This window comes from Pseudomonas halotolerans (genome assembly GCF_039581215.1).
GTDB lineage: Bacteria > Pseudomonadota > Gammaproteobacteria > Pseudomonadales > Pseudomonadaceae > Aquipseudomonas > Aquipseudomonas tehranensis.
Map to the genome: position 1 here is coordinate 71,318 of NZ_JBCNTJ010000002.1, position 13,363 is coordinate 84,680.

12 protein-coding genes and 1 tRNA gene are annotated in these 13,363 nt (G+C 61.9%); 8 read left to right on the forward strand and 5 right to left on the reverse strand.

Annotation, left to right across the window (positions count from 1 at the left end; genetic code table 11):
* The first annotated feature begins 6 nt into the window (after positions 1-6).
* The 6 genes from AAIS01_RS02725 (at position 7) to AAIS01_RS02750 (ending at position 4,979) form a co-directional block, all read left to right on the forward strand.
* Positions 7-102 (forward strand) — tRNA-Sec (locus AAIS01_RS02725).
* 169 nt (positions 103-271) lie between these two features.
* Positions 272-940, forward strand: a complete 669-nt coding sequence (locus AAIS01_RS02730) for an ABC transporter ATP-binding protein (protein ID WP_343467694.1) — start codon at positions 272-274, stop codon at positions 938-940.
* The gene (locus tag AAIS01_RS02735; protein WP_431191897.1) at positions 940-3,408 is read left to right on the forward strand and encodes an ABC transporter permease; all 2,469 of its coding nucleotides are present in this window, start codon (positions 940-942) and stop codon (positions 3,406-3,408) included. The genes AAIS01_RS02730 and AAIS01_RS02735 overlap by 1 nt, the downstream gene beginning before the upstream one ends.
* Positions 3,398-4,468: a lipocalin-like domain-containing protein gene (locus AAIS01_RS02740; RefSeq protein ID WP_343467696.1), complete on the forward strand. Its 1,071-nt coding sequence runs from the start codon at positions 3,398-3,400 to the stop codon at positions 4,466-4,468. Before AAIS01_RS02735 ends, AAIS01_RS02740 begins: the two co-directional genes overlap by 11 nt.
* A gap of 65 nt (positions 4,469-4,533) precedes the next feature.
* Positions 4,534-4,776, forward strand: a complete 243-nt coding sequence (locus tag AAIS01_RS02745; protein WP_343467697.1) for a hypothetical protein — start codon at positions 4,534-4,536, stop codon at positions 4,774-4,776.
* A gap of 32 nt (positions 4,777-4,808) precedes the next feature.
* A complete protein-coding gene (locus AAIS01_RS02750) occupies positions 4,809-4,979 on the forward strand; it encodes a hypothetical protein (RefSeq protein ID WP_214914573.1) in 171 nt (56 codons plus the stop codon).
* A gap of 436 nt (positions 4,980-5,415) precedes the next feature.
* Here the strand turns inward: AAIS01_RS02750 and AAIS01_RS02755 are convergent, their stop codons facing one another.
* From AAIS01_RS02755 to AAIS01_RS02765, 3 genes are all read right to left on the reverse strand, one after another.
* Positions 5,416-5,934 carry an Hcp family type VI secretion system effector gene (locus tag AAIS01_RS02755; RefSeq protein ID WP_343467698.1) on the reverse strand — a complete coding sequence of 173 codons (519 nt, stop codon included), beginning with the start codon at positions 5,932-5,934 and terminating at the stop codon, positions 5,416-5,418.
* Between the two features lie 231 nt (positions 5,935-6,165).
* Positions 6,166-7,542, reverse strand: a complete 1,377-nt coding sequence (hglS, locus tag AAIS01_RS02760; protein ID WP_343467699.1) for a 2-oxoadipate dioxygenase/decarboxylase HglS — start codon at positions 7,540-7,542, stop codon at positions 6,166-6,168.
* Between the two features lie 142 nt (positions 7,543-7,684).
* Complete coding sequence (locus AAIS01_RS02765; RefSeq protein WP_343467700.1) at positions 7,685-8,614, reverse strand: alpha/beta fold hydrolase; 930 nt, start codon at positions 8,612-8,614, stop codon at positions 7,685-7,687.
* 360 nt (positions 8,615-8,974) lie between these two features.
* Between AAIS01_RS02765 and AAIS01_RS02770 the strand changes: the two genes are divergently transcribed.
* A complete protein-coding gene (locus AAIS01_RS02770) occupies positions 8,975-10,060 on the forward strand; it encodes a diguanylate cyclase (RefSeq protein ID WP_343467701.1) in 1,086 nt (361 codons plus the stop codon).
* Between the two features lie 51 nt (positions 10,061-10,111).
* Here the strand turns inward: AAIS01_RS02770 and AAIS01_RS02775 are convergent, their stop codons facing one another.
* Both AAIS01_RS02775 and xthA read right to left on the reverse strand, forming a co-directional pair.
* Positions 10,112-11,446: a substrate-binding domain-containing protein gene (locus tag AAIS01_RS02775; RefSeq protein WP_343467702.1), complete on the reverse strand. Its 1,335-nt coding sequence runs from the start codon at positions 11,444-11,446 to the stop codon at positions 10,112-10,114.
* Between the two features lie 232 nt (positions 11,447-11,678).
* Positions 11,679-12,491 (reverse strand): exodeoxyribonuclease III, encoded by an 813-nt coding sequence (gene xthA, locus AAIS01_RS02780; protein WP_343467703.1) that lies wholly within the window; start codon positions 12,489-12,491, stop codon positions 11,679-11,681.
* Between the two features lie 176 nt (positions 12,492-12,667).
* Between xthA and AAIS01_RS02785 the strand changes: the two genes are divergently transcribed.
* Positions 12,668-13,318: a GNAT family N-acetyltransferase gene (locus tag AAIS01_RS02785; RefSeq protein ID WP_343467705.1), complete on the forward strand. Its 651-nt coding sequence runs from the start codon at positions 12,668-12,670 to the stop codon at positions 13,316-13,318.
* The last annotated feature ends 45 nt before the right edge of the window (positions 13,319-13,363 follow it).

The following is a 13,363-nucleotide window of genomic DNA, read 5'->3' on the forward strand; positions in this document are numbered from 1 at the left end:
GTTCATGGAAGGCAATCGCGCCCGGTGGCGCGGCCGGGCTTCAAACCCGGTTGGGGACGGCATCCGTTCCCGGGCAGGTTCGACTCCGGCTGCCTTCCGCCATTTGATAGAACACAGGGACAGGCGCAATCGCTGTGAGAGCCTGCTCGCGAAATGTTGAATGTGAGTCCGTCGACAAGCGGTGTTTGCCCGTCGCCTGAGCGCAACCCTCGGTCTTCCCCTCAGCCAACTCCGCTATCCTGAGCCTCACGTTTATCCATCGAGCCGTCTCATGCTTGAAGTTCGCGATGTTTTCAAGAGCTACGCCACGCCCCAAGGGCCATTGCCGGTGCTGCAAGGTATTGACCTGACGCTGCCTCCTGGCGACAGCCTGGCACTGATGGGCGAGTCCGGCAGCGGGAAAAGCACCTTGTTGCATCTGGTGGCCGGTCTGGACAAGGTCGATCGTGGCAGCATTCGCTTTGGCGAGCGCAGGCTTGACGGCATGAGCGAAAGCCAACTGGCGAGCTGGCGACGTACCGAAATTGGCCTGGTGTTCCAGCAGTTCAACCTCATCAGCAGCTTGCCGGTGGAGGATAACCTGGCGTTCCAGGCTCGCCTGTGCGGACGTTATGAACCCGTCTGGCAAGAGCATCTGGTGCAGCGGCTCGGGCTTTCGGATTTACTGCGACGCTATCCCGAACAGCTTTCCGGCGGCCAGCAGCAGCGGGTGGCGTTGGGTCGGGCGCTGGCCTCGCGGCCGCCCTTGTTGCTGGCCGACGAACCCACCGGCAGCCTCGACGAGACCACCAGCGACGAGGTGTTGCAACTGTTGCTGGAGTTGCTGGACGGCAGCCCGACGAGCCTGCTGATGGTCACCCACAGTCCCCGGGTGGCGGCCCGCCTGAGCCGTCGCGTGGTCTTGCACGGCGGGCGTCTGGCGCAGGTGGCTCAGGGGTGATGATCCTTCGCCAGACGCTCCAGGCCTTGCTCAGCCATTGGCGCCAGCACCCGGTGCAGTTCTTCAGCGTCCTGACCGGACTCTGGCTCGCCACCAGCCTGCTCACCGGCGTGCAGGCGCTCAACAGTCAGGCTCGGGACAGCTACGCTCGAGCCAGCCAGCTCATTGGCGGCGAACCCCAGGCCAGCCTCAGTGCGCCCGGTGGCGGCACCTTCGCTCAGCAATGGTTTGTCGATCTGCGTCGTCTGGGATGGCCGGTGTCCCCCGTGTTGCAGGCTCGGGTGACGCTGCAGGGGCACGAGGATCAGCGCCTGCAGTTAATGGGCATCGATCCGGTGTCTTTGCCCCCTGGAGCGGCAGTGGCGGGGCAGGTCCGGGAGATGGCAGACGTGGTGGCGTTTTTCACTGACCCTGGCCGCACCTGGATCGCTGCGCAGACCTTGCAGGCCTTGGGACTGAGCGAGGGTGATCGGCCTCGGACGGTCGATGGACAATCCCTGCCACCGCTGCTGATCCAGGCAGATATGGCGCCGGGCGTGCTGTTGATGGACATTGGCTTCGCCCAGCAAGTACTCGGTCGGCCAGAGCAGCTGTCGCGGTTGCTGCTACCTGCCACGTTCAACGCGCCCTTGCCGGATGTGTTCAACGGCCGATTGCAGTTCAAGCACGCCGATGAAGAAAACAATCTGTCACGCCTGACCGAAAGCTTTCACCTGAACCTCGACGCCCTGGGGGTGCTGTCGTTCGTGGTGGGGCTGTTCATCGTTCACGCTGCCATTGGCCTGGCCCTGGAGCAACGCCGCGGCTTGCTGCGAACCCTGCGGGCTTGTGGCGTCAGTGCGCGGGTGCTGGTCGCCAGCCTGGCCCTTGAACTGGGCGCGCTGGCCTTGCTCGGCGGAATCGCCGGGGTGCTCAGCGGCTACTGGCTGGCCAGCCTGTTGTTGCCCGATGTCGCGGCGAGCCTGCGCGGCCTGTACGGCGCCGAAGTGGCCGGCAATCTGAATCTCAGCCTGGGGTGGTGGTTCAGCGGCGTGGGCCTGAGCTTGCTCGGCGCGCTATTGGCCGGAGCCGACAGTTTGATGCGGGCGGCGCGCCTGCCGCTGTTGGCGCTGGCCAATCCCCAAGCCTGGCATCAGGCCCATGCCCGCTGGCTGCGGCGCCAGGGTCGGGTGGCGACCCTGGCCGGATTGCTCGCGCTCGCGGCGTTGATCTGGGGGGACAGCCTGGTCAGCGGTTTTGTCTTGATGACGGCCTTGCTGCTGGGGGCGGCGCTGGCCTTGCCGGTGTTGCTCAACAGCGCCCTGAACCTGCTGTTGCGCCGCAACCGCTCTGTGCTCGGGCAGTGGTTTCTCGCCGATTGCCGCCAGCAACTGCCTGCGCTGAGCCTGGCCCTGATGGCCTTGCTGTTGGCGCTGGCGGCAAACATCGGTGCCGGCAGCATGACCGCCGGTTTCCGCCAGACGTTCAGTGACTGGCTCGAGCAACGGCTGACCGCCGAGCTGTATATCAGTCCGCAAACCCCGGCCCAGGCGGGTGAGCTGCACACCTGGCTCAAGGAGCAGCCGGCGATCACCACGATATTGCCCAACTGGCAGGTCTCGATCCCTTTGCAAGGCTGGCCGACGGACATCTACGGCATCATCGACCACAGCGCCTATCGCCAGCATTGGCCGTTGCTGGAATCGGTTTCCGACAAGCCTTGGGAGCAACTGGCGGCGGGTGACACGTTGATGCTCAGCGAACAGCTGGCCCGGCGTCTCAATGTGAACATTGGCGATCAATTGACTATTGCAACGCCCCAGGGCCCCTGGACGCCGCGCCTCGTCGGGATCTATGCCGACTACGGCAACCCCAAGGGCCATGTGCTGGTCAATGCCGACCACTTGCTCAAGCACTGGCCGCAACTGACGCCGAACCGCTTCAACCTGCGCATCGAACCGAGCGCGATCCCGGCGCTGCTGACGGCCTTGCAGGCCCGGTTCCGTCTGGAGGACAGCCGAATCGTCGATCAGGCCCGGCTCAAGGGCTGGTCGACGCAGGTCTTTGAACGCACCTTCGCCGCCACTGCTGCCCTCAACAGCCTGACGCTGGCGGTGGCGGGGGTGGCGCTGTTCATCAGCCTGCTGACCCAGAGCCAAAGCCGCCTCGGTCAGTTGGCGCCGCTGTGGGCGTTGGGGGTGACGCGTCGGCAGTTGATGTTGCTCAACCTCGGACAGACCTGGCTGTTGGCGCTATTGACCCTGGTGCTGGCCTTGCCACTGGGCATTGCCCTGGCCTGGTGCCTGGACGCGGTGATCAATGTGCAGGCCTTCGGCTGGCGCCTGCCGTTGCGGGTGTTCCCGTGGCAATTGGCGCAGTTGCTGGGTCTGGCGATGTTTGCCACCCTGCTGGCGTCGGCTTGGCCGCTGTATGCGTTGTATCGCACGCAACCGGCGGATTTGCTGAGGACCTTTGCCCGTGAAGATTAAACTCGGCCTGATGGTGCTGGCGCTGCTCTGCGGTTGTGATAACCGGCAACCGCCGCCGAAGGGCTTTGCCGGCCTGGGTGAGCAGGCCGGCACGTTCACGCCCGTGGTGCCGGGGCGGGCATTCAGTTTTCCCGCCGATCATGGCGTTCATGAGGGGTTTCGCATCGAGTGGTGGTACGTCACCGCCAATCTCAAGGATGCCGAGGGCCGCGATTACGGTGTGCAATGGACGCTGTTTCGCAGTGCCCTGAACGCTGCGCCCCAGGCCAGCGGCTGGCGCAACCAGACAATCTGGCTCGGGCATGCCGCGGTCACGTCCTCCACCGTCCATCATGCGGCTGAGCGCTATGCACGGGGCGGCGTGGGCCAGGCGGGGGTGCAGACGAGCCCTTTCGACGCCTGGATCGATGACTGGCGGTTCGCTACACAAGCGTCTGGGCCCGAGCCATTGGCGGACATGCAGCTCAAGGCGCGTGACCGACATTTCAGTTATGAGCTGCGCCTCACATCGACGCGTCCGCTGGTGCTACAGGGCGATAAGGGGTTCAGCCAGAAATCCGAACAGGGCCAGGCGTCGTACTACTACAGCCAACCGTTTTTCCAGGCCAGCGGTCATGTGGAAATCGACGGCCAGCGTTATACGGTCAGCGGCCCGGCCTGGCTTGACCGCGAATGGAGCAGCCAGCCGCTGACGGCGAACCAGACGGGCTGGGACTGGTTTTCCCTGCACCTGGACAGCGGCGAGCATGTGATGCTCTACCGTATGCGCCACAAGGATGGGGCGCCATACCTCACGGGCACCTGGATCGATGCCCACGGCCAGGCGCAAACCCTGCCGGCCGGGGAGATCAGTCTTGAGCCACTGGAGACCGCCCAAGTCGCCGGGCGCCCGATGCCGGTGCGCTGGGCGATCAAGATCCCCGGCAAGCGACTCGACATCATCACCGATGCCCTGAATCCCAACGCCTGGATGAACCTGCGCATTCCCTATTGGGAAGGGCCGGTACACCTGAACGGCAGCCACGGTGGCCGCGGTTACCTGGAAATGACCGGCTACTGAGAATCGGCGGAACTCCCCTGGAACGTCGACCCTCATACCTTATGAATGCCTCTGAGGAGCCCGTCATGAGCGATGACCTCACACTTTCCTCGTTGGCCGACTGGCAGCGCTTGTTCGACGACAAGACCTACTGGCAACAGTCGCCCGACGTCCATTTCACCGAGCTGATGCGGGTTGCCGATGATCTGTTCGGCCAGGGCGCTATCGACCTGGCGCAGTGGCAGGAACTCAAGGCCAAGGCCGAGCAACTGCACCATCGGTCACCTGATGCCAACGTCGCTGAAGAAGTGGCCGATCCGGACGCCTGACGTGCCGGCCCGCGAAACCCAAGGAGTTCGTCATGAAACCCAGTGATCAAACGTCGCACAATCCAGACGAGCCGGCGATGCCTGGTGAAGTGGAACGTGACAACGACGCCCTGCGCCCTAACGACCCGGCTAAACGCAAGCAGCAGGAAGGCGACGCTGAAGCAGGGGAGACCGATGCACAAAAGACCGGACGACGTGGCTGAGGTTTGCTCGACCGTGCGGTTTTTAAAATGGTTTGTTAATGACTGTTTTAATTGCCACGTCTTTTTAGGCGTGGCTGATATGTTTTTGTACTGCTTTTGGATTTTGTATAGCTGTTTGTATAGCTATGCGGGGCAGGTTGAAGTTTGCCGAAGTTCGTATGGAGAGCGCCCGCTCGCCCCGGCTGCGAAGCGACCAACAAATACCGGCTGCTACGCGGCCGAAGGAGAGCAGGCATGCGCTCGTCACGGCTATTGATTGAGCGTTAATAATGACGGCTTAAGATAAATAATTATTTAAACAGGCACCCGGACATATTTCGCAAGTTCCACTATTATTATGCCCGTTCGCCCAGTGTCAGGCTCTTTACCAGTGCATGGAATGCCGAGGCCGTCGCACTGGGCGAACACCACCCTCTGAATCAATAACTACCGGCTATTAACCGGCGACTGGCGAGCGCCAGTCATCGGAGCCCGACGTGCCGCTGACTTCGTGGGTCCAGGTGATCTTGCGGTAGGTGAAGTGCACATCTTCCAAATGGGTGTAGTGCGCGTTCGCCGGGTCCTGGCAGTTGAGCATGTAGTCCTTGATATCGACGATGATCGCATCCTCCAGGGTGGTGGTGTAGTAATGCTCCTGGGTACCGGCCGCCGAGGTGCGGTACCACTGGATCTCGACTTTGGTCAGGCGTTCTCCACAGGTCAGGGCCGTCAGCAGCAGCGGCGAGGCCTTGTCGAACACTTTGGTGATAACCAGGGGTTTATGCACGCGCTGGCCGGTTGGCTGACCCGACTGGGGATCGCGGGGGATGATGACCTGGTGATCGAAGCCTTGCACCATGACTTGGTCTTCATGACCTTCCTGGTAGGTGTTACCCACCGAGTCGGCCGAAAACGCGCCGGCAGTGATCAGACCTTGTTTGGTGCCTTCGATGGACATGTAAGCGGGGGTAGCCAATGGATGCTCTCCTTGCGGGATAACTAAAGGGACCTGGGAAGGGAATCGTCCCCAGGTGGCCTGAGCGTTATCAAGAGCTATGCCATATTCAACAAAAACCATATATATCAACGGCTTGAGGTTAAAGCTCGGTCCATCATCGCGCCGGGTTCAGCGGGAATACGCGCGAGGAGTTGCGTAGTTGGCCAGCCGGATGCGCAATTTCTTACGCATTCGGCTTTCGGTTTTTTCCTACATTCCCAGGGCGGACATGCACTCATCCATGGAGCGCTGTTGCGTTTCGGCATACAGCCGCAGCTCATCGATGGTCGGTTGTCCCAGCGCTTGCTCGAATGCCTGGCGGTTGGACTGCCCGGCATAATGAGTTTGGGCAGCATCGCCGAGGTTCGACTGGAAGATGCCGGCTGCGCTCACGGGCAGGAAGTCCTCGTACACCAAGGGTTCGGCGCGCAGGTATTGCGCTTCCAGCAAGCGCTCCAGCGAGACCGGTGGCGTGATAGTGCCTTTGGCGGCGAGGCCCTTTGGCGTCACGAAATAGCGAAAGTACGCCAGTGCCTGCCGACGCAGCTCATCGTGGCTGTCAGGAAACTGGGCAAAATGTTCGGTCATCAGTGCGTTATAGCGTTCGGCGTTGGCTTCGTTGGGGAACTCCCCGAGTGCGTCCCGCGCGGCGTTCAGTAACTGATCGTAGAGCGCGCGACCTTTAGGGGTGAGGGCGGCCCCCCGTTGTTCGATTTCGCCGAAGCGGGCGCTGTGGCTGCCTTGGGAGTGGGGCTGGTCGGTGAACGCTACCGGTTCGTCGAGCGCCTTGAAACTGGTCTGGCGCAGCAGGATCGGGCAATGCCGACGGGGCGGGCCTTCGACGACTGCCTTGGGGGTGATGCCGTGCACGGGCATCTGGGCCTGAACGATGTCGATGTCCAGGGTGCGTGGCGTCAGATGGTTGATGTGCGGGCCCTTGAAAGCCACCACGTCGGCGATCAGCCGATGCTGTGCGCTCAATTGTCGATATTGCTCGGCCGTGACGGTGGCGCTGTGGTGCCAGCGAAAGGTTTCCAGGGCCTGCAGGACGAAGTCATCAGCCTGTGGTTGGGTCAGACCGCCTTGGCGTTCGGCGAGATCGATCAACTGGAGAGCCAGGGGCGTGAAGATCTGGCGTTTGTTCAGCACCGATTCGGCAAACGCCCGAAGCTCGGCGTTTTCGATCAGCTCCAGACGCAGCAAAGAGGTAAACACCCGAAACGGACTGACCTGCAAGGCGCTTTCATGCACGGCTCGAAAGGCCGTGGAATGCACAGGCACGCCGGCGGGCGTGAGGTCGTAATAGCCCACCGGGTGCATGCCCATCACCGCGAACAGACGACCCAGGGTTGCCAGTTCTGCGGCGGTGCCGACACGGATCGCGCCGTGGCGCTCCAGGTCCAGGCGCTGGAGCTCGCCGGTGCTGCACAGGTGTTCGGCCAGGTGCGGGTCGTTGACCAGCACCTGGGCATTGGTCTGTTCCACCAGGTTCATCAGTGCCCCGTACAGCGGCACCTCGTCGCGGTACATGTCGGACATCGCCTTGGAGAAGCGTTGGCGGATCAGGTCGGGACTGACGAAGCTCATTGTGAGAATTCCTGGCGCAAGCTGTGGGAAAGTGGGAGGAAAGATCGCAGCCTTCACCAGCGTCGACAAACGAAGAATCTTCAGGACTTCATTCTGTCAGGGACTGATCCGCCCACTTCACCGTGGCTCAGCGGCATCAAGGTCATTGGCCCAGGCCCTTGAGAAAATCGCGATACAGCGCGGCGGTTCTCCCGGGGCGTTCGACCATGGGCATGTGGCCGACCCCCTCCCAGATCTCCACACGCAAGTCGGCGATACCCTTGCTCCACACGGGCACGCTGCTGACGTCGATCAGTCGGTCCTTGCGCCCCCAGAGCAGCAGCGACGGCGCGCGGATGTCGGGCAGGCGCGGTTCCATTGGCGGGCTGGCGCGAAAGTCCACGAAGATCTCTTCCAGTTCATCCCGTCGCTGTTCATAACGTTCTGCCAGCGCCGCCAGCACCACACTCGGCACCCACGGCGGCGACGCCATTGTCATTGCATAGAAAGGGGCGAAATCGTCCCGCGAGCGCACCAGGAAGGGGTTGTGGCCGGCTGCCAGGTGCCGCTCCATGTCGCTGGGCTCGGGCGCGGTGACGCCGGCCGGGTCGATCAGCGCCAGGGTCAATATCCGCTCCGGGGAAGTCGCCGCCAGCCAGGCGGCGAGATGACCGCCCATGTTGTTGCCGATCACATGAACCTTGTCCAGGCCGCAGGCGTCCAGCAATTCGATCACCCGCCGGGCCTGGGTCGGGATGTCATAACCGCCGCCGGCCTTGAAGCCGGTTTCGCCATGACCGGCCAGGTCCGGAACCACCACCCGGTAGTCACTGACAAAATGCCGGGCAAAACGCAGCCAGAGGTTCTTGTCGGCGCTGTAGCCGTGCAGCATCAATATGCTCCCGGACGCTTCGTAGGGCCCGCCTTGCCAGGTCGACACGGTCATCTCGCTGATGGGCACCGTGATCTTGTGCAATCGGTAGAGACGAGCCTCCAGGGCCATGCCCATGTCGTACAACACATGGCCGATGCCTGGATACGTCAGCCAGCTCCAGGCGATAAACACGGCGAGGACTACCCACAACACCAACATGTTTTGCCCTCCAGGGTCAGGACAGAATGTGATCGGCCAACCGGAGCCGACGAGTCAGGTAGTGATAAGTGAAGCTGAAACCTGGGAATATCGCGATAACATGGCCGTTTTTGCTTTGATACCAGCTGTGACAACCGCCGGATTTCCCTACAGTGCGTTGCGTTGGCGGGTTGATAGCCGCGTTTACGATAAGCAGGCAGGGAGGTCTGGCAGGTTGGTACCCACTGGGTGGGAGCGCTGGGCGCAGACGTCTGGGCGGAGTAAATATCCTTTCAACAGTGGTGGCTATTTGATGGTGCCCTGATAGACTTCAAGCAGCCCAACCCGAAACCCCGGGAAGCCCTCGGTACAGAGGCCTCTATGCAAAAAACGGGACGAAAGGGACTGTCATTGGCCAGGAGGCTTTACTCCTCACGAATCCTGGGCCTGACGCTGGGCTTGTTGCTGGTGAGTTTCGCTGTCTATCCCCTTTCACCGGCCCCCTGGGTCTGGTGGTTCATGCTAGTCAACGGCTTGTTCTGGCCGCATTTGGCTTATCAATGGGCCCGACGCTCGGCGGTGCCGTACCATGCCGAACGCCGAAATTTGCTGATCGATGCCTTTCTTGGCGGTTTCTGGGTCGCGGCGATGCAATTCAATCCGCTGCCTGCGGCCGTTATTCTGGCGATGATGGCGATGAACAACGTCGCCATTGGTGGCCTGCGTTTCCTGTTTGCCGGGGCGGCGGTGCAAGCGGCAGGCATTGTCGCAGGCGCAAGCATCTTCCCGCTGACCAGTGTGCCCATGACCAGCTCGGCGCAGCTCTATGCCAGTTTGCCTTTGCTGTGCACATATCCACTGGCGCTGGGCTGGATCTGCTTTCGCCAGACCGACACCCTGGGCCGGCAAAAGCGCGAGTTGTTGGCCCTGAGCCGCACTGACAGCCTGACCGGTTTGCTCAACCACGGGGCCTGGAAGGACCGGCTCAACGAGGAGTTCCAGCGCTGCCTGCGTCACCCAAAAGACGGGGCAGGGCGCGGCGCGATTGCACTGATCGATATCGACCACTTCAAAGTCATCAATGACACCTATGGCCATGTGACTGGCGACATCGTGCTGCGTCAACTCGGCAAGATGCTCAAGCAAAACCTGCGGGCGGCCGACATTGTCGGGCGTTATGGCGGTGATGAGTTCTGCGTGATCCTGCCGGACCTGACCATGCACAACGCCGTGCAGGCCATGGACGGCCTGCGCGAGCGATTCGCCCTGCTCGGTTACGAACAGGTCCCCGCGCTAAAAGTCAGCCTGAGCATTGGCCTGGCGGCCTTCAACCCCGCCTATGACGACGCGACCCTCTGGCTCAACGACGCCGACCAGGCACTCTATGAAGCCAAGACCACCGGGCGCAACCGGGTCGTTTGTCACCGGCAGCGGCAGATGTTGGAGGTGTCGGCCGTATCTCTTTAATACCAACTTTTGGTCACGATAGGTGGGTTGCTACACCAACGTTGGGCGGTGTCAGTAAACCCAAACCTCCACCCGCCGATTCCTGACCCGACCTTCATCCTCGCTATTGGCCGCAACCGGCATCAAGGCACCGAAGCCGCGTACTTCGCGTAGCGCCACGCCGTGTTTGACCAATTCGCGCCGCACCGCCATGGCCCGCAGCCGCGACAGCAGGTCAGCGCGTGCCGGGTCGTCCTTGGCGTCGCCAAACCCCACCAGCGTGACTCGGCGGTCGAGCTTATCGTGCTGCTTTATATAGGCGAGCACACGACCCAGGTCCTGCTGGGCCTTGTTGTCGAGGCTGGCGCTGCCTTCTTCGAAGCGGAAGTTGACCGACAACCGTTGGGCGTGGCGGCTCAGGGCCTGGTAACCCTCAGGCATCAACGCATTGGGGGTGACGGCCATGGCCTGCACCGTTTGGGCGATGAACCCGTTGGCCGCGACGATGGCCTGGCCCTTTTCGCTTTGGGTGAACTCAACCAGGGCCTCAGCCCACGGGTTTGTTTCTTGCGGTGGCAGATAAAAGAACAGTCGGCGGGACAAGGGGTAGTCTTCGGTGGCGATCAGGTTGTTCAACGGCATCATGGGTTGGGAGTCGCCGTCGACAATCGCCAGCGCCTTGGCCCGGCGCACATAGGGCAAACCGATGAAACCGATGCCTTGCCGGTCCTGGCTGACCGCGTCGGAAAGCTGCTCGCTGGATTCGAAGCGCCGGGCAGAAGCGGCCAGGCGTTTGCCCTGTCGGTTGAGCACCAGTTCCTTGAAGGTGTCGTAGGTGCCGGACTGCTCATCCCGGGCGTAAAGATGAATCGGGTCGCCGGCGCCGCCCAGCGCTTCCCAGGTGTTGACCTCGCCGCTGAAGATCTTCGCCAGTTGCCGGGTGTCGAGCTGGCGCAGCGGGTTCTGTGGATGAAGAATGATCGCCAGGCCATCGATGGCAATGACCTGTTCGGCGCTGGGATCTTTCAGGTCCCCCAGATGTGCCAGTTCCTTTACCTCGCTGTCCTTGATCGGTCGCGAAGAGGCCGCCAGTTCGGCGCTGGCGTGCTTGAGGGCGGAAAACCCGGTGCTCGAGCCATGGGCGGCAATTTCTATTTCCACCCGCCGACCATCGGCGGCCTGGCCGACGATACGCTGCTCGTTCTCACGGTCGGTGATTTCGGTACGGACCTTGAGCAGCCCCTGATCCACCATCAGCGCCTTGACCAGCGCCGGCCCCAGCGTAGCGCCGATGGTGTTCGAGCCTTGCAGGCGCAGCGCGGGGCCGTGTTCGGGAATCGGCAGGCCGCTGGCCCATGCCGCGAGCGGCAGCCAGAGGCCCATGAAAAAAACAACGCGCAGCCGCATGCCGGCACCTTCTGAACCTGAGAACGTGCCGGAAGATTAAGTCAGTCAGGTTACTGAAAAGTGACAGGCGTGCGACTTGTCAGCCGCCAAAGAGTGATGCAAGAAGCTGCATTCTGTGGGAGCACAGCGTGCTCGCGATCCAGGCAACTCGGTTTAACGGCCGGGCCGTGTCATCGTTCATCGCGAGCAAGCTTTGCTCCCACAGGCTTGTGCAGGGTTTTGTGTGCGCCAATCAGCTCAACTGCAGCCAGATCGGCGCATGGTCTGAAGGTTTTTCCATGCCCCGCAGCTCATAGTCCACGCCGGCATCTTTCACCCGTGGCAGCAGGCCATGGGAGGTGAGGATCAGGTCGATGCGCAGGCCCCGCTTGGGTTCGTCTTCGAAACCGCGGCTGCGGTAGTCGAACCAGCTGAAGCGGTCGGTGACGTCCGGGTTCAGGTGGCGGAAGCTGTCCACCAGGCCCCAGCTTTTCAGGCGGGCCATCCACTCGCGCTCTTCCGGCAGGAAGCTGCATTTACCGGTTTTCAGCCAGCGCTTCATGTTGTCCGGGCCGATGCCGATGTCGCTGTCTTCCGGGGAAATGTTCACGTCGCCCATCACCACCACGGGCTGGTCATTGCTGAAGCGGCTTTCCAGCAGTTGCTGCAGGTCGTTGTAGAAACGCTCCTTGGCCGGGAACTTGGTGGGGTGATCGCGGCTTTCGCCTTGGGGGAAGTAACCGTTCATGATCGTGACCGGCACGCCGTTGGCATCCGCGAAGGTGCCCCAGATGAAACGCCGCTGGGCATCTTCATCGTCACCCTCGAAGCCTTTGTGCAACGTCAGTGGGGGCTGGCGTGAGAGCAGGGCGACGCCGTAGTGACCCTTCTGCCCGTGGAAATGCACGTGATAACCCAGGGCCTGCACCTCGGCCAGGGGGAACTGCTCGTCGTGGACCTTGGTTTCCTGCAGGCCGATCACGTCAGGCTGATGCTTCTCGATCAGCGCCGCCAGCTGATGGGGGCGGGCGCGCAGCCCGTTGATGTTGAAGGAGACGATCTTCATGGTCGGCAGTCCTGGCAAAACTGCGATGCTAGCTGACATGTAGGAGCACGGCCAGCGTGGCAGTAGGGCAAATGCGCTGCTAATGTCCTGTGCATGTAGGAACGATCACAGCCTAATCGGGTTCGTACTCAATAAGAGCGGGGCCTCACCGAGCCTCGCCCAGGAGATTGACCGTCATGCCAGAAACCTCCACCGCCATCGCCGACATTCATATGCTCGACCGCGGTTATTCGCGCGAAGCCCGTTCATTGCTCTACCAGGCTTACCGGCATGAACCGACTTTCAGCTTTCTCTTTGAATCCGAGCGCCCCGGTTATGAACATCGGGTACGGGCCACGGTGCGCGAGTTGGTCAAACAGCACTTTCTCCAGGATTTGCCGGCCATCGGCTTGCTGGTCAACGACCGCCTGATCGGCATCGCCCTGATTGCTCCACCGCAGCGCCGCCTGGGTATCACTGAAAGCTGGGCCTGGCGCCTGCGCATGGTGTTGAGCACCGGCTTTCGCTGTACCCGGCGTTACCTGGACTACCATGCCGCAGTGACGGCCTGCCTGCCGTCGGATGCTGTCCATGTATTGCCACTGCTGGGGGTGCATCCGCAGTTTCAGGGCCAACACTTCGGCGAACAGTTACTGGAGGCGGTCCATAACTGGTGTGCGGTCGACGAAAACTCCCAAGGCGTGGTGCTGGACACCGGCAACCCCCGTTACCTTGAGTTCTATAAACGTCAGGGCTATGAGGAAATTGGCGAGATTGCGGTAGGACCTGTCCGCGAACATGTCTTCTTTCACGCCAACCCGCAGGTGTTGCAGAGCGCAACGGCGTAATCCGGGGAAACTTTTGAGACATGTCCGGCTCTATCAGGCTTCCAA